This window comes from Pantoea sp. JK, assembly GCF_026130245.1.
GTDB lineage: Bacteria > Pseudomonadota > Gammaproteobacteria > Enterobacterales > Enterobacteriaceae > Pantoea > Pantoea trifolii.
The window spans coordinates 136344-156025 of record NZ_JAINFN010000002.1 but is presented as its reverse complement, the minus strand read 5'-3'; the positions used below and the strand labels follow the sequence as shown (position 1 = coordinate 156025).

20 protein-coding genes are annotated in these 19682 nt (G+C 53.8%); 9 read left to right on the top strand and 11 right to left on the bottom strand.

What is annotated here, in order from left to right:
* The first annotated feature begins 37 nt into the window (after positions 1–37).
* Positions 38–1123, top strand: coding sequence for a sodium-potassium/proton antiporter ChaA (gene chaA / locus PanJK_RS05220; protein ID WP_256696655.1), 1086 nt, complete (start codon positions 38–40; stop codon positions 1121–1123).
* Between the two features lie 84 nt (positions 1124–1207).
* Here the strand turns inward: chaA and kdsA are convergent, their stop codons facing one another.
* Genes kdsA through hemA form a run of 6 tightly spaced genes read right to left on the bottom strand, consistent with a single transcriptional unit; the run spans position 1208 to position 6519 of the window.
* Positions 1208–2062, bottom strand: a complete 855-nt coding sequence (kdsA, locus tag PanJK_RS05215; protein WP_256696656.1) for a 3-deoxy-8-phosphooctulonate synthase — start codon at positions 2060–2062, stop codon at positions 1208–1210.
* A 30-nt stretch (positions 2063–2092) separates the two neighbouring features.
* Complete coding sequence (gene sirB1 / locus PanJK_RS05210) at positions 2093–2902, bottom strand: invasion regulator SirB1 (protein ID WP_265297754.1); 810 nt, start codon at positions 2900–2902, stop codon at positions 2093–2095.
* Positions 2899–3297, bottom strand: coding sequence for a SirB2 family protein (locus PanJK_RS05205; protein WP_265297752.1), 399 nt, complete (start codon positions 3295–3297; stop codon positions 2899–2901). Before PanJK_RS05205 ends, sirB1 begins: the two co-directional genes overlap by 4 nt.
* 2 nt (positions 3298–3299) lie before the next feature.
* The gene (prmC, locus tag PanJK_RS05200) at positions 3300–4139 is read right to left on the bottom strand and encodes a peptide chain release factor N(5)-glutamine methyltransferase (protein ID WP_265297750.1); all 840 of its coding nucleotides are present in this window, start codon (positions 4137–4139) and stop codon (positions 3300–3302) included.
* Positions 4139–5221, bottom strand: coding sequence for a peptide chain release factor 1 (gene prfA, locus PanJK_RS05195; protein WP_265297748.1), 1083 nt, complete (start codon positions 5219–5221; stop codon positions 4139–4141). Before prfA ends, prmC begins: the two co-directional genes overlap by 1 nt.
* Positions 5222–5262: 41 nt before the next feature.
* Positions 5263–6519, bottom strand: coding sequence for a glutamyl-tRNA reductase (gene hemA / locus PanJK_RS05190; protein WP_061718543.1), 1257 nt, complete (start codon positions 6517–6519; stop codon positions 5263–5265).
* A gap of 216 nt (positions 6520–6735) precedes the next feature.
* On the opposite strand from hemA, the gene lolB reads away from it, so the two are divergent.
* The 4 genes from lolB (at position 6736) to PanJK_RS05170 (ending at position 10701) form a co-directional block, all read left to right on the top strand.
* A complete protein-coding gene (lolB, locus tag PanJK_RS05185) occupies positions 6736–7359 on the top strand; it encodes a lipoprotein insertase outer membrane protein LolB (RefSeq protein WP_265298546.1) in 624 nt (207 codons plus the stop codon).
* On the top strand, positions 7356–8225 hold the full coding sequence (gene ispE / locus PanJK_RS05180; protein ID WP_265297743.1) for a 4-(cytidine 5'-diphospho)-2-C-methyl-D-erythritol kinase: 870 nt from the start codon (positions 7356–7358) through the stop codon (positions 8223–8225). Before lolB ends, ispE begins: the two co-directional genes overlap by 4 nt.
* Positions 8226–8349: 124 nt before the next feature.
* On the top strand, positions 8350–9297 hold the full coding sequence (gene prs / locus PanJK_RS05175; protein ID WP_006118899.1) for a ribose-phosphate diphosphokinase: 948 nt from the start codon (positions 8350–8352) through the stop codon (positions 9295–9297).
* A 228-nt stretch (positions 9298–9525) separates the two neighbouring features.
* The gene (locus tag PanJK_RS05170) at positions 9526–10701 is read left to right on the top strand and encodes a GGDEF domain-containing protein (protein WP_265297740.1); all 1176 of its coding nucleotides are present in this window, start codon (positions 9526–9528) and stop codon (positions 10699–10701) included.
* Here PanJK_RS05170 and ychH read toward each other — a convergent pair.
* Positions 10698–10973 carry a stress-induced protein YchH gene (gene ychH / locus PanJK_RS05165; RefSeq protein ID WP_061723496.1) on the bottom strand — a complete coding sequence of 92 codons (276 nt, stop codon included), beginning with the start codon at positions 10971–10973 and terminating at the stop codon, positions 10698–10700. The two genes, PanJK_RS05170 and ychH, sit on opposite strands and share 4 nt — an antisense overlap.
* A gap of 257 nt (positions 10974–11230) precedes the next feature.
* Here ychH and pth point away from each other — a divergent pair, with 257 nt between their 5' ends.
* Positions 11231–11818, top strand: a complete 588-nt coding sequence (gene pth / locus PanJK_RS05160) for an aminoacyl-tRNA hydrolase (protein ID WP_008107639.1) — start codon at positions 11231–11233, stop codon at positions 11816–11818.
* Positions 11819–11929: 111 nt separating this feature from the next.
* Positions 11930–13021 (top strand): redox-regulated ATPase YchF, encoded by a 1092-nt coding sequence (gene ychF, locus PanJK_RS05155; protein WP_008107633.1) that lies wholly within the window; start codon positions 11930–11932, stop codon positions 13019–13021.
* Between the two features lie 69 nt (positions 13022–13090).
* Here ychF and PanJK_RS05150 read toward each other — a convergent pair whose 3' ends face one another.
* Positions 13091–14326, bottom strand: a complete 1236-nt coding sequence (locus tag PanJK_RS05150; protein ID WP_265297733.1) for an MFS transporter — start codon at positions 14324–14326, stop codon at positions 13091–13093.
* 63 nt (positions 14327–14389) lie between these two features.
* Positions 14390–15343, bottom strand: a complete 954-nt coding sequence (locus tag PanJK_RS05145; protein WP_265297730.1) for a sugar phosphate isomerase/epimerase family protein — start codon at positions 15341–15343, stop codon at positions 14390–14392.
* Between the two features lie 321 nt (positions 15344–15664).
* Between PanJK_RS05145 and PanJK_RS05140 the strand changes: the two genes are divergently transcribed.
* Positions 15665–16546 carry an SIS domain-containing protein gene (locus PanJK_RS05140; protein WP_154193782.1) on the top strand — a complete coding sequence of 294 codons (882 nt, stop codon included), beginning with the start codon at positions 15665–15667 and terminating at the stop codon, positions 16544–16546.
* Positions 16547–16557: 11 nt separating this feature from the next.
* Positions 16558–17490 (top strand): ribokinase, encoded by a 933-nt coding sequence (locus PanJK_RS05135; protein ID WP_256698420.1) that lies wholly within the window; start codon positions 16558–16560, stop codon positions 17488–17490.
* 75 nt (positions 17491–17565) lie between these two features.
* Here the strand turns inward: PanJK_RS05135 and PanJK_RS05130 are convergent, their stop codons facing one another.
* On the bottom strand, positions 17566–18546 hold the full coding sequence (locus tag PanJK_RS05130; RefSeq protein ID WP_265297728.1) for a LacI family DNA-binding transcriptional regulator: 981 nt from the start codon (positions 18544–18546) through the stop codon (positions 17566–17568).
* Positions 18547–18602: 56 nt separating this feature from the next.
* Positions 18603–19676, bottom strand: coding sequence for a sugar phosphate isomerase/epimerase family protein (locus PanJK_RS05125; RefSeq protein ID WP_265297726.1), 1074 nt, complete (start codon positions 19674–19676; stop codon positions 18603–18605).
* Positions 19677–19682: the final 6 nt, after the last annotated feature.

Here is a 19682-nt window from a genome sequence, read left to right as displayed (position 1 = left end):
ATTGCCTGCTTTGTACTTTTTCCGGAGAGGATGGTAAATGCCTGGACATGAGAAAACCCGCCATACCGAGTACTCACTGATTTTCCCCGTTGCTGCGCTGGCGGTGCTGAGCTTCTTCGGTAACCAGACAGCGCTTCTGCCGGTTATCGGCATCAATCTGCTCGCATTAGTTGCCATTCTGTTTAGCGCGTTCAGCGTGGTACGTCACGCTGACGTTCTGGCACACCGTTTGGGCGAACCTTACGGCTCGCTGATTCTCAGTCTTTCCGTCGTCATTCTCGAAGTGAGCCTGATCTCAGCGCTGATGGCCACCGGCGACGCCGCGCCCGCGCTGATGCGCGACACGCTCTACTCGATCATCATGATTGTGACCGCCGGTTTAGTGGGCTTTGCCCTGCTGCTGGGCGGGCGCAAGTTTGCCACGCAGTACGTTAATCTGGCGGGCGTTAAGCAATATATGATCGCCATTTTCCCGCTGGCGATTCTGGTGCTGGTGTTTCCCAACGCGTTACCCGGCGGCAACTTCACTACTACCCAGGCGCTGATTATCGCAGCGATTTCCGCCGCGATGTACGGCGTGTTCCTGCTGATTCAAACCAAAACGCACCAAAGCCTGTTCGTTTATGAGCATGAAGATGATGGCGACGATCCGCATCATGGCAAGCCTTCTGCGCACAGTTCAGTGTGGCACACCGTATGGCTGATCGTGCATCTGATTGCGGTTATCGCCGTGACCAAGATGAACGCCAATCCGCTGGAGAGCCTGCTGACGGAACTGAACGCCCCAGCGCAGTTCACCGGCTTCCTGGTCGCACTGTTGATCCTGTCACCGGAAGGATTGGGTGCGATTAGAGCGGTGCTGATGAATCAGGTGCAGCGCGCAATGAATCTGTTCTTCGGTTCAGTGCTGGCGACCATTTCACTGACGGTGCCTGCGGTGACTATTATCGCTACCCTGACCGACCAGCAGTTGGTGTTTGGTCTTGAGCCGCCGCAAATGGTGATGATGAGCGCCGTGCTGATTCTGTGCCACATTTCGTTCTCAACCGGCCGCACCAACGTGTTGAACGGTGCCGCGCATCTGGCGCTATTTGCCGGGTATTTGTTGACGATTATGCTGTGAGTGCCAGGCCGCCATGAATGGCGAGCCTACGTACATCAACAAGAAAAAAGGCGCCATCGGCGCCTTTTTCACATCTGAAAACAATCAGTTGCTAGTGTCCAGCGCTGGGAAGCTCTTCACCAGATCGTCAATCGCTTTCATCTGCACCAGGAATGGCTCCAGCTTATCCAGCGGCAGCGCCGATGGACCGTCGCATTTCGCGCTGTTTGGTTCTGGGTGTGCTTCGATGAACAAGCCAGCAATGCCAACCGCCATACCGGCACGCGCCAGCTCAGCCACCTGCGCACGACGGCCGCCAGAGGCAGCGCCGAACGGATCGCGCGTTTGTAATGCGTGGGTAACGTCGAAGATCACCGGGCTATTTTGGGTAACGTTCTTCATCACGTTGAAGCCAAGCATATCAACAACCAGGTTGTCATAGCCGAAGTTGCTGCCACGATCGCACAGGATGACCTGATCGTTACCGCCTTCAACAAACTTATCATAGATGTTGCCCATCTGGCCTGGGCTCACAAACTGTGGCTTCTTCACGTTGATGACCGCGCCGGTTTTCGCCATCGCCTCCACCAGATCGGTCTGACGGGCGAGGAAGGCCGGCAGCTGAATCACATCAACCACGTCAGCCACCGGCTGCGCCTGCGATGCTTCGTGCACGTCGGTGATGATTTTCACGCCGAAAGCCTGCTTCAGCTCCTGGAAAATCTTCATGCCCTCTTCCAGGCCTGGACCACGATAGGATTTGATTGAAGAGCGGTTGGCTTTATCAAAAGAGGCTTTGAATACGTAAGGGATGCCGAGTTTGTCGGTGACCTTAACGTAGTGTTCGCAGATGCGCATGGCGAGATCGCGCGATTCCAGCACGTTCATGCCGCCGAAGAGAACGAATGGCAGATCGTTTGCGACCTTGATATCGCCGATTTTCACTACTTTCTGTGTCATGCCCTTTCCTTTCCTTTTATCGGGTAACGCTTAGTGCAGCGTGACCTGTTTCTGTTCAATTGCGTGAATCTGCACTTTAATCATCTCGCTGACCGGATCTTCAGGACACTGTTCAACGAAATAGGTCAAATCAGTTAGCGCGATGTGTTCACACTCTAATTGCGCGTAAATCAAACCACGGTCGCGAATCTCGTAAGGATCCTCAGGATCGATCTGCAGCAGCACTTTGCTGACGTTCAGCGCCAGCTCCATCTGTTTCTCTTCCATCAGCGCGGATTTCAAGGTGTCGAGCATCTTGCGCATCACGTTGATGGTTTTGGCTTCGTCGAGATCATCGTTATACAGCCTGGCGGTTGGGCTGATATTGCCTTTGAGCCACACTTCTAACGTGTGCGTATCCAGCGTTTCGCCGTTGAACGGATTGATCAGCCACATTTCGCCATCTAACCAGTCGGCACGCAGAATCAGCTGCGTTGGGAAGATCACTGGCATCAGCGGTAATTCCAGCTCATCGGCGATGTGCAGCAGAATCACGCCCAGCGACACCGCGGTGCCCTGACGGCTCTTCAATACTTTGTCGATCCACAGCGCGTCAGAGAGATTGTAGACGCCGCTGGCGCCGCCAAATCCCCACTGACGATAGAACAGCTCCAGCAACTTACCCAGCTGCAAATCGGCGTCCTGCTCGCTGCTGATGAACTCACGGGCTTCATCGACCATTGCCGCCAACTGTTGTTGCACAGAAGGCGCAGAAAAATCATTGCGTATGGCACATGTGGCGCCAATCACCGCTTCACTCAACGGTGTTTCACTGTAATCGAGTTGCTCTGGCGAGGTCATACAATCCCCAATAACGGCATTTTGGTCATCGCCAGCTTAATCACAAACAGCAAAGCTACGATTGCAATCAGGAAGGCGATCCAACGTGTCCCCATTTTACGTGGGCGACGGCTCAATGCCACGGAACCTAAGGCGATGTAGATAATAACCGCTAACAGCTTCTCCGTCAGCCAGCTTCCTTGCGGTGTGAACGGATAAAAATGCGTAATCATCACCAGCAGCGCACCGCTTAACAGCAAAAAGGTGTCGTTAACGTGCGGCGCAATGCGCACCCAGCGGCGTTGCAGCATCGCTGAGCCGGTGGTTTGCCAGTAGAAGCGCAGCAATAACAGACAAATCGTCAGCGCGACGGTCAGCAAGTGAAAATGTTTAATCAGGGGATACCAGCTCGCCATCGTTATTCCTTATTAAAAAATTGTCCTAGTGTGACGCGCGGATTACCGCCGTAATCGTCAACGGTGCTCACCGCCTGATAACCGTGCTGCGTCATGATGGCACGCACGGCTGCGCCTTGCTGCCAACCATGTTCCAGCAGCAGCCAGCCACCCGCGTGCAGCCAGTTCGGTGCGCTATGAATGATGAAACGTAAATCGGCCAAACCCTTATCGTCTGCCACCAGCGCGCTGAGCGGCTCAAAGCGCACATCGCCCTGCTGCAGATGTTCATCGGCGGCATCGATATAGGGCGGATTGCTGACAATCAGATCAAAACGTTGGGCGGGAAGATCGCTGAACCAGTTGCTGAGGATGAAGCGGGCATTTTCAATATGCAGACGTTGCGCGTTGTCCTGCGCCAGTTCCACCGCTGCGGCAATACGATCGCAGCCAATAACCTGACAGCCTGGCCGTTCGCTGGCCAGCGCCAGCGCAATCGCGCCGGTGCCGGTGCCCAGATCAAGCAGTGAGGTTGCTGTGGCCGGCAGATGCGCCAGCGCCTGTTCCACCAGCACTTCGGTGTCCGGGCGAGGGATCAGCGTGGCATCGCTGACGCGCAACGGCAGCGACCAGAATTCACGCTCGCCAACCAGATGCGCAATCGGCTCACCGTTGACGCGGCGCGCCAGCAGCGCGTTCAACTGTTCTTGCTGCTGTGCGTCCAGTTCGGCATCGTCAAAGGCGATCAGCCAACTGCGCGGTTTGCCCGTCACGAAACCCAGCAATATTTCCGCATCGCGCTTCGGGCTGTCGCCGCCACAGAGCGCGATTACAGCCTGCTGTAGCCAGCGACGGACGATCATTAGTCCTGTCCAGCCAGCGCGGCCAGCTGATCGGCTTGATACTCCTGCACAATCGGCTCAATCAGTGCATCCAGCTTGCCTTCCATCACCTCGTCGAGACGATAAACCGTCAGGTTGATGCGGTGATCGGTGACGCGGCCCTGCGGGAAGTTGTAGGTGCGGTTACGATCCGAACGGTCGCCGCTGCCGAGCAGGTTACGACGCGTTGAGGCTTCTGCGGCATTACGCTTCGCCGTTTCCGCTGCGTGAATACGCGCGCCCAACACCGCCAACGCTTTGGCTTTGTTTTTGTGCTGTGAACGTTCGTCCTGACACTCCACCACAATGCCAGTAGGCAAGTGGGTGATACGAATCGCGGAATCGGTGGTGTTAACGTGCTGACCGCCGGCACCGGAGGAACGGAAGGTGTCGATTTTCAAATCGCCGGCGTTGATTTCCGGCATTTCCGCTTCTGGCAGCTCCGGCATCACCGCAACGGTACAAGCTGAAGTGTGAATACGGCCCTGCGATTCGGTTTCCGGCACGCGCTGGACGCGATGACCGCCCGATTCAAATTTAAAGCGGCCATACGCGCCATCGCCGATGATGCGCGCGATCACTTCTTTATAGCCGCCGTGCTCACCTTCATTGGCGCTGATGATTTCCACCTGCCAGCGACGTGCTTCAGCATAACGGCTGTACATACGGAACAGATCGCCGGCAAAGATCGCAGCTTCATCACCGCCGGTACCGGCGCGCACTTCGACAAAGCACGGACGTTCATCGTCGGGATCTTTCGGCAGCAGCAGCACTTGCAGCTGTTGTTCCAGCTCTTCACGCTTCTCGCGTGACAGCTTCAATTCCTCCTGCGCCATCTCGCGCATTTCCGGGTCTTCCAGCAGCATTTCGGCAGTTTCAACATCTTCCTGCACCTGCTGCCATTCGCGGAAACAACGGGTGACGTCGCTAAGCTGGGCATATTCGCGTGATAACGCACGGAAACGATCCTGATCGGCAATCACGCCGGCATCGCCCAGCAACGCTTCCACTTCCTCGTGGCGTTCCTGGAGCGCTTCCAGCTTGGCAACAATAGAGCTCTTCATGTAATAGCGGGTATCCCAGTGATAGGTCGTGACTGACCAGATTACTCTAAACCGAGGCTGTCACGTAAGATCTGCAGGCGTTCGCTGTCGCCGTCGCGCGCGGCCTGCTGCAGTGATTTGGTTGGTGCATGAATTAAACGGTTGGTCAGCTTGTGCGCCAACTCTTGCAGCACTTTTTCGGCGTCAGCGCCCTGCTGCAGCGCGGCCAGCGCGCGTTCCTGTAACTCGGCGCGCACCTGATCGGCCTGAGAGCGGTATTCGCGGATGGTCTCAACCGCGCTTTGCGCGCGCAGCCAGGCCATAAATTCGCCGCTCTCCTGCACCACAATGCTTTCGGCCTGCACGGCGGCGGCTTTACGCTGCGCCATATTCTGCTCGATGATCGCTTGTAGATCATCAACGCTATAAAGATAGGCGTTCGCCAGCTTGCCCACTTCCGGCTCGACATCGCGCGGTACGGCGATATCCACCAGCAGCATCGGCTGATTGCGACGCGCTTTCAGCGCACGCTCTACCATCCCTTTACCTATAATCGGCAGCGGGCTGGCGGTGGACGAGATAATGATGTCGGCATCGGCCAAACGCGTTTCGATATCGCCGAGGCCAATCACTTCTGCCCCAACTTCATCAGCCAGCAGCTGCGCGCGTTCGCGTGTGCGGTTGGCAATCATCAGCTTCTTGACGGAGTGTTCGCGCAGATGACGCGCCACTAACTCGATGGTTTCACCGGCACCGACCAGCAGCACGTTAACGGTGCTGAGCGATTCAAAGATTTGACGCGCCAGGGAACAGGCGGCGAAGGCGACCGAAACGGCGCTTGCGCCAATCTCGGTTTCAGTGCGTACACGCTTGGCCACCGAGAAGGTTTTCTGGAACATGCGCTCCAGTTCACTGCTCAGCGCATGATCGCGTGACGAATCAACAAAGGCTTTTTTAACCTGACCTAAAATCTGTGGTTCACCCAATACCAATGAGTCCAACCCGCTGGCTACACGCATCAGATGGCTGACCGCCGCGTTATCCTGATGCCAGTAGAGGCTGTTGCGCACATCCTCTTCACGCAGATCGTGATAGTCACACAGCCAACGCACCAGCTTCTCCTGCAGGTCGGCTTGCTGCTCTACACTGAGGTAGAGTTCCGTACGGTTGCAGGTCGAGAGGACCACGCCGCTCTGCACCATCGGCTGGGACAGCAGGCTATTCAGCGCCAGTTCCAGCGTGTCTGGTGTAAACGCAACGCGTTCGCGTAGCGCAACAGGTGCAGTTTTGTGGTTGATTCCGAGTGCAAGCAGCGTCATGTGATTCGGGTTGGGATATCCCAATAGTTGTCAGGGTTTTGTGCAGCGCATTCTACAAGATGCCACAGGTCAAGAAAAGCCATACAAAGCCTATGACTGTAATAAGATTAAACTGATCGTGCGCAATTATTGCCATAACAGCATTGACGGCTTACATGCGGATGGTTAGCGTTACCGGTTACGAAGTAAAAACGTGTCTGAGGAGATGACCACGTGATGCATTTGCCCCCGCGCAAGTTACTGCGCATTTTACCCCTTGCCAGCGTGTTACTGGCTGCATGTACCATTAACAAACCACAAGGCCCGGGCCCAAGCACCACGTCACCGCAATGGCAGCAGCATCAACAAGCCGTGGCGAAAATCAGCCAGTATCAGACGCGCGGCGCGTTCGCTTACCTGTCGGATAAGCAAAAAGTCTATGCACGCTTTAACTGGCAGCAAACCGCTGCCGATCGCTATCGTCTGCTGTTAACCAATCCGCTCGGCAGCACCGAATTGCAGCTGGATGCGCAAGGTTCCGTGGTGCAGATCGTTGATAACAAAGGCAAGCGCTACGTCAGCAATGATGCAGAGAAGATGATTTCACAGCTTACCGGCATGGATATCCCGCTTGCCAATCTGCGCCAGTGGATGATGGGCTTGCCAGGCGATGCCAGCGATTATCAGCTGAATAACAATTACCAGCTGCAAAGCCTGAACTACAGCCGCAACGGTCAGCAGTGGAAAGTGAACATTTCTGATTACGACAGCAAAGTGAATCCACCGCTGCCGGCGAATCTGGAGCTGTCTGAAGGCGGCCAGCGCATCAAATTACGCATGGATAGCTGGACCACCCAATGATCACCACTTGGCCCGCGCCAGCAAAACTGAATCTTTTCCTGTATATCACTGGCCGTCGTCCTGACGGCTACCACAACCTGCAAACGCTGTTTCAGTTTCTCGATTACGGTGACACGCTGGTAATCATGCCAGACAGCAGCGGCAAGATTACCTTGCTGACGCCGTTGGATGGCGTGCCGGATGACGAGAATCTGATTGTGCGTGCCGCGCAGGCGTTAAAAACCTTCGCCGCCGCGCGAGGCACCTTGCCCGTGCAGGCCGGTGCGACCATCGCGCTGGAGAAGGTTTTGCCGATGGGCGGCGGTCTCGGCGGCGGTTCTTCGGATGCAGCAACGGTGTTAGTGGCGCTGAACCATCTGTGGCAAACCGGCTTAAGCGTTGCTGAGCTAGCAGCGATTGGCATCAAACTGGGCGCAGATGTGCCAGTGTTCATTGGTGGCCACGCGGCCTTTGCTGAAGGCGTGGGCGAACTGTTGCAGCCGGCTGAACCGGCAGAGAAATGGTATCTGGTGGCGCATCCGGGCGTGAGTATCGCAACGCCGGATCTGTTCCGCGATCCCGATCTGACGCGCGATTCACCAATCCGCACATTAGATGAACTGTTACAGCGTCCTTTTCACAATGATTGTGAGGCTGTGGCAAGAAAACGTTTTCGTAAGGTTGATGAGCTGCTTTCCTGGCTGCTAGAATACGCGCCGTCGCGCCTGACTGGGACCGGAGCTTGTGTGTTTGCTGAATTTGACACCGAATCCGACGCACGTCAGGTGCTGGAGCTTGCCCCGAAATGGATTTGCGGATTTGTGGCGCGCGGGCTTAACCTCTCGCCGTTGCAGCGCACACTTTCTGGGCTAAAAGCGTCTACGTGACAGTGTCACCCGTTCCAGACACTGCATGTTGCGCATTAACACACCCGTATGAACATGCTCTTTGGTATTCGCCGGTTACTCTAGAGCCGTTCATTCTCTGGACGCCAAGCCTGAGGTTCTTCTCGTGCCTGATATGAAGCTATTTGCTGGTAACGCCACCCCGGAACTAGCACAACGTATTGCCAACCGCCTTTACACTAGCCTCGGAGACGCCGCTGTTGGCCGTTTCAGTGATGGTGAAGTAAGTGTACAGATCAACGAAAATGTACGCGGTGGTGATATTTTCATCATCCAGTCCACCTGTGCCCCCACCAACGATAATCTGATGGAGCTGGTTGTGATGGTCGACGCCTTGCGTCGGGCTTCTGCTGGTCGTATTACTGCTGTTATTCCTTACTTTGGCTATGCGCGTCAGGATCGCCGTGTGCGTTCTGCTCGTGTACCGATCACCGCCAAAGTCGTTGCCGATTTCCTTTCCAGCGTGGGCGTTGACCGTGTTCTGACCGTTGACCTGCATGCTGAACAGATTCAGGGCTTCTTTGATGTCCCGGTGGATAACGTCTTCGGCAGCCCAATCCTGCTGGAAGATATGCTGCAAATTGGCCTGGAAAATCCAATTGTGGTTTCCCCAGACATCGGTGGCGTGGTGCGTGCCCGCGCCATCGCCAAACTGCTCAACGATACCGATATGGCTATCATCGACAAACGCCGCCCGCGCGCGAACGTTTCTCAGGTGATGCACATTATTGGTGACGTTGCGGGTCGTGACTGTGTACTGGTCGACGATATGATCGACACCGGCGGTACGCTGTGCAAAGCGGCAGAAGCGTTGAAAGAGCGCGGCGCGAAACGTGTCTTCGCTTACGCCACTCACCCAATCTTCTCTGGCAACGCGGTTGAAAATCTGCGTAAGTCGGTGATTGACCAGGTGATTGTCTGCGATACCATTCCGCTGTCTGAAGAGATGAAATCTCTGCCAAACGTGCGTACTTTGACGCTGTCTGGCATGTTGGCCGAAGCGATTCGTCGTATCAGCAACGAAGAATCAATCTCCGCGATGTTTGAACATTAATTCATCGCGTGAAACCGGGCCCTGTGCCCGGTTTTTCTTTGTTCGCTGCCCTAAACCTGACTCACCGATTAAGCCACTTTCGCCGCTGATATTTGCGCGATAAATTTCGTTAAATCCCGCTATTCTCGCTGCCATCCACTCTTTTCCCGCAACTCGCATTGCCGCCCTTTAGCGCTCCAATAATTAATGGTATTTTCTCCCCCACTTTTGCCAAGAGCTCCGACCACTATGACTCTCGACATCTACACACTGTTTGTTTGCGAGCTCTATGTGCTGGGGTTTTTAAGTGTCATTTTGGTTTTTGCCTGGATTGGCGCGCAGTACGATCGCGTATTGGGTTGCACCACGCTGGCGCTGGTTTTAACGTTGGCCGCGGTATTCCTTAGCAGCTTACGCAGCGCGGGGTTCCAGTTTTTACCGGTGGCGGTCGGCAACATCATGCTGCTGCTGGCTTATGGCAATCTGCTTAATGCCTTCCGCATCTTCTGCGGTAAAACCATTGGGCTCAGCTGGTTAGGCGGCGGTTTATTGTGGGCTATTCTTTGTCTTTTCCCCGAGTTTTATCACAGCCAGCCGAAGCGCGTGCTGGTGGTTTGCCTGCTGTGCATCATCTATACCGGCGCGCTGATCTGCTTGCTGTGGCGCGTGCGCGCTTCGTTAACCGTCACCTTCTGGCCGGCGCAAATCCTGCTGTGGATCCATCTGCTGTTTCACGTGGCGCGCATCTTTCTTGATGATGCGGTGGCAACGCCGGTGCGCGGTGCAATTGGCGGCTCCAGCTTCTCGGTTTATGTGATTCTCGAATCGATTCTGTTTGTCATTGGCCTGAGCTTTACCATTCTGGCGATGGTGAATGAGCGCACGCAAATCGCCCACAAACTGGCATCAATGCTTGATCCGCTCACCAGCGTGTGGAATCGTCGTGCGCTGTTTGAGCAGGCAGATAAAATGGTGCTGCGCAGCGCGCGACAATCACAGCAATTTGTTTACAGCGCGGTGCTGTTCGATCTGGACCATTTCAAAAGCATCAATGACCGTTTTGGCCATCAGCAAGGGGATCAGGTATTAATCGATTTTTGTCAGGTGGTGCAGGCGTTGTTACCGGAGAGTGGACATTTTGCCCGCCTGGGCGGCGAAGAGTTTGCGGCGATCATTCCCGGCGATGCCGAGCAGGCACAGCGCGTGTGTGAACGCATCCGTTTAGCGACACAGCTGTCGCAACCCAACGACGTACGCTATACCGTCAGTATCGGCTTTGCCACCGCGCTGCAGCCTGGCGAGCCTTTCCCGCCGTTGCTGGCGCTGGCCGATGAAGCTATGTATCGTGCAAAAGCCAGCGGCCGTAACCGCATCGAATGTTATCTCGCGCAGTTACAGCCGCTGCAGCAAACCATACTCACTTAATGCGATGAGTGATTGCGACGGCAGCGCTTATCGCCGTAATGACGCAACCAGTAATAGCGATCTTCTACGCGCTCACGTCCGCTGACGCGCGCACCGACCAGCCACAGCAAAGCGCCAACGAAGATGCTGAACATGGCACCGTGCGCGAGAAATTGTGGCAGGTTGAGCGAAGGAAGCTGATTGATAATGGAATAGCCAACGCCTAGAACCATCGTCAGTAAACCCAAACACATCAAACCGTTACCTACAAAGCGGCAATTTTGACGTTTCATGATCCACCTCCATCCTTATAAAAGCAAAACAGCACGTATGGTTAACTAGCCATAAGCTTAGGCAATAGTTGCCGCTTAAGTTGCGTACAGGATCACATATCCTTCACAACCTTTGACAAATCTTTACCGCCAGAGCCTTGATTTCGATAGAAAATGATTAGTCACGCAGAGACATTATCTGCTGCTTGCGGCCTTTGTCATCCGTGCCGCCAGGCAGTAAACTATCGCCCTTTCCGCAGCAAGACAGGATAAACATCGTGAGCAGCATTAAACTGATTGTGGGGCTGGCCAATCCCGGCGCTGAATACGCCGCAACGCGCCATAACGCGGGCGCCTGGTATGTCGATTTACTGGCGAGCCGCAACAATCAGTCGTTAAAAGACGAGCCAAAATTTTACGGCTACACCGCGCGCCTGTCGCTGGCGGGAGAAGATGTGCGCCTGCTGGTGCCCACCACGTTTATGAACCTCAGCGGGAAAGCGGTGGCGGCGATGGCGACCTTCTATCGCATTGCGCCAGAAGAGATTTTAGTGGCGCACGATGAGCTGGATTTACCGCCAGGCGTAGCAAAATTTAAGCAAGGTGGCGGCCACGGTGGCCATAACGGTCTGAAAGACATCATCAGCAAGCTGGGCAACAACAATAATTTTCACCGTTTACGCGTCGGTATTGGCCATCCAGGCGATCGCAATAAAGTCACCGGTTTCGTGCTGGGCAAGCCGCCAGCTAGCGAACAAAAGCTGATTGACGATGCCGTAGACGAAGCGGTGCGCTGCACCGAGTTGTGGCTGAAAGAAGATAAGATCAAGGCGATGAACCGCCTGCACGCGTTCAAGGCGGGCTAAGGCCAATTCCCGCGCCGCAGAAGGCAATTCTGTGTATAATGCGCGAAATTTTTTGAATCTGTCGGCGCTGTTTAACGGCGACGCACACTCAGTGAGAAAGGTAATCAGACCATGGGATTTAAATGCGGTATTGTGGGCCTGCCGAACGTCGGTAAATCCACCCTGTTCAACGCGCTGACCAAAGCGGGTATCGAAGCAGCCAACTTTCCGTTCTGCACCATCGAGCCAAACACCGGTGTGGTGCCAATGCCCGATCTGCGCCTCGATCAGCTGAGCGAGATTGTTAAGCCACAGCGCGTAGTGCCAACCACCATGGAATTCGTTGATATCGCCGGTCTGGTGAAAGGCGCGTCCAAAGGTGAAGGCCTCGGCAACCAGTTCCTGACCAACATCCGTGAAACCGAAGCCATCGGCCACGTAGTGCGCTGCTTCGAAAACGACAACATCATCCACGTAGCGGGTAAAGTTAACCCAGCGGAAGATATTGACGTGATCAACACCGAGCTGGCGCTGTCGGATCTCGACACCTGCGAACGCGCGATTCAGCGTTGCCAGAAGAAAGCCAAAGGCGGCGACAAAGATGCTAAAGCCGAACTGGCTGCGCTGGAGAAGTGCCTGCCGCACCTGTCAGAAGCGGGCATGCTGCGCGCACTGAATCTGGATGCTGACGAGAAAGCGGCAATCCGCTACCTCAGCTTCCTGACGCTGAAGCCAACCATGTACATCGCTAACGTCAATGAAGACGGTTTTGAAAACAATCCGTACCTCGATCAGGTGCGTGCGATTGCCGAAGCTGAAGGTTCAGTCGTGGTGCCGGTGTGTGCAGCGGTTGAATCTGATATCGCTGAGCTGGAAGATGATGAGCGCGATGAGTTCATGGCTGAACTGGGTCTGGAAGAGCCGGGCCTGAACCGCGTGATCCGCGCCGGTTATGCGCTGCTGAACCTGCAAACCTACTTCACCGCTGGCGTGAAAGAAGTGCGTGCATGGACCATCCCCGTTGGCGCTACTGCGCCACAGGCGGCCGGTAAAATCCATACTGACTTCGAGAAAGGCTTTATCCGCGCTCAGACCATCGCGTTTGAAGATTTCGTTGCGTTCAAAGGTGAACAAGGCGCGAAAGAAGCCGGCAAGATGCGCTCAGAAGGTAAAGAGTACATCGTGAAAGATGGCGACGTGATGAACTTCCTGTTCAACGTCTAAAGCTATTAATTCCAATAAAAAGCCCAGTTTATTAACTGGGCTTTTTTTATAACTTAAATATCACGTCTTTCAGGCCGCTTTATCCGTCATCGCCACCCGCGCATCCAGCTCTTCAGGCGTTTTGAGGAATGGCGTCAGCACGCCGCTCAGCACATAAAGCCCGGCATAAATCCCCAGCACCCCGCCCGCACCCAGCGATGAGTAGAACAGTGCGGTGATGGCAGGTGCGATAAATGCGCCCAAACCTGCGCCCAGATTCAGCACCGACATCGCCGCGCCCTTGCTGTCCGGGGCCAGTAACGGGAACAGCGCTGATAGCGGCACATAACCCGCCATGGTAATGCCGCACAGGCACAGCACGAACGCCATCACATAGAAGTTATGGCCCAGCACCTGCGGCACCGCCCAAACCAGAATCAGCACCGCGGCATAGCCAAAGCCGCCGACCCACATAATGGTGGTACGCCAGCCAAACTTATCGCCGAAGAAGCCAAAGAACAGGTTGGCGAAAATCGCCACCAGGAACACCGCCGACCACATATGCAGCCATTCAGTTTTGCTGTAACCGAAACTGATCAGATACAGCGGCAGGAAGGTGGCTAAACCATATTGCGCGATACCGTTGACCGATTTCACCACCAATCCCATGGCAATAACCGGGCGCTGCAAAATGGTGATGCCTTTAATTAACTCCGCCGCACTGAAGGGATGAATTTCAGATGCCGGCACCACGTCGCGGTTCACCCAAATGCCTAACACTGATCCCACCACCACAAACACCATGCCAACCCACAGCACATGAATTTCGCCCATTACCGGCAGTGCCAGCGAGGAGAAGAACGGACCGATGACGCTTAAACCCAGCGAGAAGGTGAACCAGAACCAACCCACAGCGGTAGAACGGCGCTCCACCGGCGTGCTGTAGTTAATCCAGATGAGAAACGAGTAGGCAAACAGCGGATAACCGATGCCGCGAATGGCATAAAACGGCAGCATCCAGGCCATATGCATGGTCTTGAGGCCAATGCCGATAAACCCGATGCTACCGATGACGAAGGTGATCAACCCATACACCATCACTTTGCGCGGGCCGAGGGTTTGCACCAGTACGCCAGTTACCCAAGCCGCCAGCGTCACCGTGACACCGTACGCGGTGATCAGATAAGAGGCCTGCGCGACGGACAGCCCTTTATCCACCAGCCAGATGGCAATCCACGCTTGTTCTACACCATCGCCGATCATGAATATCGCGAGGCCGATATAGCCCCAAAGCAAGTTTTTAGGCAAACCTATTTTATCGAACATAGTTTCCCCCAGTGTCAGACACTGACTGGTCGTAGTGAATAGAGGTAAGTTTTAATTTTGTTTTTATTCAGCGATGATTTTCATCAGCATGCCCTGCACTTTCAGTGCATCCTGGCTTTTAATCAGCTGATCGATCTCATCAATGCTCAGGCGATCGATAAAGCTTGAAAGCGCTTTATACATGCGAATATTTTGCGCGCATTCGGCAACCGGATCTTCACGGCTTGGGAAGGTATCGAAATAGATCAGGCCGCTGAAGTTAACGCGTTTTGCGTAATAGATGTATTCCAGCGTCTGCATCAGATGCACGGAACCCAGCATCAACCCATCATCAAAATGGCCATAACCATCATTCAAGTGGAAACCCACCAGACGGTTTTTACGTGCCGACTGGAACAGCGAGAAAGCGGGATTCTCTTTCTTCATGATCATGTGGCAGAAATCGAGGGTAATACCAAGATTATCGGAGCCCACGTCATCAATCAGCATCAGCGTTGAAGAGACATCGCCAATAAAGGAGAAGGTGCGCGGCTCATACGGCTTGTATTCAAAGCTGAATTGCATATCCGCGTGGGCCTGCGTCACGGTCCGTAGTGCGCTGACCAGCCACTCATAGGCGCGGAAATAATCCTGCTGGAACGGATAATCGTAGCCATCGTAGCCAAACCACAGCGTGACCGTATTGCCGCCGAGGTATTTGCACATCTCTGCGGCTTCAAGGGTAATTTCAATCGCTTTTTTACGCAGTGTGGCATCTGGATTGGTGAATTCACCGTCAATGAACTCTTTGTTATAACGCAATGCGATGCCACCGACCTGCAAATTGTTATCGGCGATGGTCTGCTTGATCAGTTCTTTATCCTGACCAATAAAGTGTTCCGGATAATTCAGCTCAATATGCGTCAAGCCCGCAACGGTACCCATACGCGTAATAAGATCGCAAGTATCCATTTTGTTCTTCGCCGCAAACAGATCGGCTCTGGAGCGAAATGAATTTATACGTGATGAGAATTTCATTTTTAAATTACCTTTAATGGGATTTACACTTTCTTATAAATGAGAAAATTCATCAGGTAAATGCGAATAGATAAATACTACCGCTAATAAAACAAAAGAGTGATTTATAATAGTGAAATTTTACTGCGAGTAAAACCATTAAAATACAACAAGTTAAATACTCATTTTCCTGCCAGGAAAATAACAGAGGCAATTACACTACTTTTATTTTACTGCTAGTAAAATGCATCAGTAAAACGTTTTACAGCATGTGATCCAGTTAACACTTTTCCCCTAATCACCATGCTAGCTTAGCGACAACGTTTTTATTGAGCGCTCAACATGCATAACCGACTTAAAGGCAATGAGATATTCCTGCTGGCTCGCACCCTTGCTCCTGAACTGGGAAAAAAGGAACGTTCTATTGCGCGTTTTATTGACGACAATCCGCAGTCATTATCTAAAATGTGCATCACTGATATTGCGAATTATCTGAATGTCAGCGTATCGAGCATTACTAAAGTCTCGAAGAAACTCGGCTTTACCGGTTTTCACGATCTGAAAATCAATATCGCCCGGCAAGTTAGCTCGCAGGAAGAGATTATCGATATTCCGGTGATCCCGGATTCAGAAAAATACGTTGAGCAGGTGATTGAAAGCACCTTTTTAAATTCAGTGCTGGCGCTACAGGATTCACTGAGCGTGATTAACAGTGCCGTGATCAAAGCGGTGGCGTATCTGTTTATTAATAAGCCTGAAAGCGCGCGCATTTTTATTGCTGGATGCGGTGGCTCAGGCTCAATCTGTGATGACTTCAATCATAAGCTGCTGAAAATAGGCATCTTCTCGTCGGTTTTTAGTGACAGCCACAAGCAATTGATGACTGCCTCATTGATGCAACCCGGCGATATCTTGCTGGCGATTTCCCACTCCGGCCAAACCACAGACATTATCCAGATGGTAAAAGCGGCGAATGAGAACGGCGCAGAAACCATCTGCCTGACCAATTATCCCAACAGCCCACTGAGTTTAATTGCCAGGCACTCGATTATCTCCTCAGTGAAAAACAATCCGATTACCGGAGAAAACGCCACCACGCGCATTGTGCATCTGAATATTCTCGATGCCATTTTTACCATTATCGCCAGCAAGACCAGCGAAAAAAGTCAGACCAGTTTACACAACACCAGAAATGCGGTTGCGTCCAAACGCACCGCCAATTAAGGGCCGAAATGATGAAACATAATATTGTTGTTATTGGCAGTCTTAACTACGACATTCTTGTCCAGCAGGATCGCCTGCCGGAGATTGGGGAGACGTTTACCGGCAATGAGTTAATGCTAATGCCGGGCGGAAAAGGAGCAAACCAGGCGGTTCAGTGCGCCAAGCTGGGCTTGAACGTCAATATGGTGGGCTGCGTGGGCAATGATATTTATGGCAGTGAGCTCATAAAATCTCTGAATGAAAACGGCGTATCGGTGGATAACATTAGCCAACGCGGAAAAACCTCCGGTATTGGCATCGTGCAGATTCTGGAATCCGGTGATTACTGCAGCACCATTATTAAGGGCGCAAACTACCTGATAACCGAATCTGATATTCACGATGGGTTATTCAGCGATCGGCCACTTTTAATCCTGCAGTCGGAGATTCCCGACCATGTGGTTGAACGTGCCATCAGCGTGGCGCGCCGTCACGATTGCCAGATTTTGCTTAACAACGCGCCAGCACGCGAAATCTCTGCGCAGGCGCTGAGCCAGGTTGATTTTCTGGTGGTGAATGAGACCGAAGCCAGCTTTATGAGCAAAACTTCCGTCACGTCGGTCAAGGAAGCGATGGCCTGTGCGGCAGCGTTACAGCAGAAGGTGAATGGCCGGGTGATTATTACGCTGGGCGAGAAAGGCGCGGTGTTATCCGGTGATGCCGGTGCCAGACATTATCCCGCCGTGTTCTGCCCGGATGTGGTGGATACCACCGGCGCAGGCGATTCCTTTATTGGCGGCATCGCCTATTGCCTTGTGAATAACATCGCTCTGGAAGAAGCGATTCCTTTCGCTGCTGAAATCAGCTCCTGCTCAATCCAGAAATATGGCGGCCAGAGTTCTTTCCCGATGCTGCCTGATGTGGCACACGCGCTGACGCAAAACCGCCAGCGGCTGTTTGGGTAAACTGGAAATCCGTGAAGCATTAGTACGTCTCTATCGCCCTCTTCGGCTGTATTAAATCCTTCAGCAAGCAACCGCTCAAGTACTGGCACGCACCACAAAGTGCCAGTCCATCATAATGCGTTGAGCCGGCGAATCAGGTTGGTCGATCTTATTCAGCAGCAAATCGAACGCTTCGCGCCCCATATCGCGCGACGGCTGCGCCAGCGTGCTCAGTGGCGGCGTGACCATTTCGGCGAGGTCGGTGCCATCAAATCCGGTCACCGCAATATCCTGCGGTACGCATAGTCCGGCGGCGTGAATCGCTGAGAGCGCGCCCGCTGCTAAAGTGTCCGACACCGCGAACACGGCATCTGGACGCTCGGGCGCTGCCAGCAAGCTTTCCATCGCCTGTTTACCGGCATTAAAACTCAGATCGGTGGCGTACGTGATGGCCTGCCAGCTGCGCGCTTCCTGGCTAAGCTGCTGCTGATATCCCGCCTGCCGCAGCTGGGCATATTTATAGCTGAGATCGTGGTTGATTAGCGCAATACGCTGTCGTCCCCTGCTCGCCAGATAGGCCACCACGTGCTTTGATGCCTGCACATCATCGATGCCGACGCAGGAGACATCCCCGGCATCGGCGTATTCCGCGCACTGCACCCACGGCGTTTCGCCAATCAGCTGTGCCAGCTCTGGCAACTTACTGAATGCATCCATGGTGATAATGCCATCCACCATTTTACCGGCCAGCAATTGCAAACTGGAGCGGGAGCGCTCGATGTCTGAGCCAGAATTACACAACAGAATGCGATAGCGGTTCTTCTCCGCCTGCTCCTCAATGCCTTTCACCAACTCGGCGCAGAAAGGATTGGAGATATCCGACACCATAACGAGAATCATTGAGCTACGTGCAGTGCGCAGCTGACGCGCTAACAAATTTGGCTGGTAATTACTCGCTTTAATGGCGTGCAGGACTTTCTCACGATTCTGCGCTTTTACCGTGTCGCTGTTATTCAGCACCCGTGAAACTGTCGCGACAGAAACGCCCGCTAAGCGGGCGATTTTTTGGATGGACATGCTTGAACTCTTGCTCAGTCAGATACTACGGAGGCTATCATAATTCCGCGCCCACCTTAATCGTGCGACTCTGTCGCGCTCAAACCCAGCTGCGCGCGGATGCTGGCCACTTGCTGCGGTTGTGCGGCGAAGTCATCGAATGCCCGGTCGGCCACCGGAATGATGTGGCGACGGATGAACTCAGCGCCCTCGCGCGCGCCGGTTTCCGCCTCTTTCAAACAACATTCCCACTCCAGCACCGCCCAGCCGTCATAATCGTACTGCGCCAGCTTGCTGAAAATAGCCGGGAAATCAATTTGTCCGTCACCGGGTGAGCGAAAGCGACCAGCACGATCTATCCAGCGCTGATAACCGCCATACACGCCGCTGCGCCCGTTCGGCAGATACTCGGCATCTTTAACGTGAAATGCCTTAATGCGCTGATGGTAGATATCGATGAACTGCAGATAGTCGATATGCTGCAAGTGCAAGTGACTGGGATCGAACAAGATGTTGCAGCGCGGATGATTATTCACCAACGCCAGGAAGCGTTCAAACGTCACGCCATCATGCAGATCCTCACCGGGATGGATCTCGTAACACACATCAATGCCGTAGCGGTCAAACTCGTTGAGCACCGGCAACCAGCGCCGTGCCAGCTCTGAGAAGGCTTCACTCAGTAGCTGAGGATTGTGCGGCGGCCACGGATAGAGATACGGCCAGGCCAGCGAACCGGAGAAGGTGGCGTGGGCCTGCAAACCCAGCCTGGCCGACGCGGCAGCCGCCAGCTTCACCGTCTGAATCGCCCATGCGGTGCGCTTTTCCTTGTCACCGCGCAAGGCGGCGGGGGCGAAGCCATCGAAGGCGCTATCGTGCGCCGGATGGACAGCAATCAGCTGGCCTTCCAGATGCGTCGATAATTCACTGATCTGCAAGCCGTAGTTCACCAGTAAACCTGTCACGTCATCGCAATAGGTTTGACTGATTGCGGCGCGCGGCAGATCAAAAATTATAGGGTGATTACAAGGCATTTGTAGCGCTTTATAACCGAGCGCAGAAGCCCATTGCGCCAGCCCTTCCAGCGAATTAAACGGTGGCTGCGGGCCAATAAACTGCGCGAGAAAAATTCCAGGTCCTTTTACCGTTTTCACGTACAC

Bases quoted from the DNA above. Each gene is read 5' to 3' on its own strand.
- prfA (WP_265297748.1), bottom strand. From the start codon at position 5,221: ATGAAGAGCTCTATTGTTGCCAAGCTGGAAGCGCTCCAGGAACGCCAC.
- ispE (WP_265297743.1), top strand. From the start codon at position 7,356: ATGATCACCACTTGGCCCGCGCCAGCAAAACTGAATCTTTTCCTGTAT.
- hemA (WP_061718543.1), bottom strand. From the start codon at position 6,519: ATGACGCTGCTTGCACTCGGAATCAACCACAAAACTGCACCTGTTGCG.
- kdsA (WP_256696656.1), bottom strand. From the start codon at position 2,062: ATGACACAGAAAGTAGTGAAAATCGGCGATATCAAGGTCGCAAACGAT.
- PanJK_RS05170 (WP_265297740.1), top strand. From the start codon at position 9,526: ATGACTCTCGACATCTACACACTGTTTGTTTGCGAGCTCTATGTGCTG.
- PanJK_RS05145 (WP_265297730.1), bottom strand. From the start codon at position 15,343: ATGAAATTCTCATCACGTATAAATTCATTTCGCTCCAGAGCCGATCTG.
- PanJK_RS05150 (WP_265297733.1), bottom strand. From the start codon at position 14,326: ATGTTCGATAAAATAGGTTTGCCTAAAAACTTGCTTTGGGGCTATATC.
- lolB (WP_265298546.1), top strand. From the start codon at position 6,736: ATGCATTTGCCCCCGCGCAAGTTACTGCGCATTTTACCCCTTGCCAGC.
- PanJK_RS05140 (WP_154193782.1), top strand. From the start codon at position 15,665: ATGCATAACCGACTTAAAGGCAATGAGATATTCCTGCTGGCTCGCACC.
- prmC (WP_265297750.1), bottom strand. From the start codon at position 4,139: ATGATCGTCCGTCGCTGGCTACAGCAGGCTGTAATCGCGCTCTGTGGC.
- PanJK_RS05135 (WP_256698420.1), top strand. From the start codon at position 16,558: ATGAAACATAATATTGTTGTTATTGGCAGTCTTAACTACGACATTCTT.
- ychF (WP_008107633.1), top strand. From the start codon at position 11,930: ATGGGATTTAAATGCGGTATTGTGGGCCTGCCGAACGTCGGTAAATCC.
- chaA (WP_256696655.1), top strand. From the start codon at position 38: ATGCCTGGACATGAGAAAACCCGCCATACCGAGTACTCACTGATTTTC.
- sirB1 (WP_265297754.1), bottom strand. From the start codon at position 2,902: ATGACCTCGCCAGAGCAACTCGATTACAGTGAAACACCGTTGAGTGAA.
- PanJK_RS05205 (WP_265297752.1), bottom strand. From the start codon at position 3,297: ATGGCGAGCTGGTATCCCCTGATTAAACATTTTCACTTGCTGACCGTC.
- PanJK_RS05130 (WP_265297728.1), bottom strand. From the start codon at position 18,546: ATGTCCATCCAAAAAATCGCCCGCTTAGCGGGCGTTTCTGTCGCGACA.
- ychH (WP_061723496.1), bottom strand. From the start codon at position 10,973: ATGAAACGTCAAAATTGCCGCTTTGTAGGTAACGGTTTGATGTGTTTG.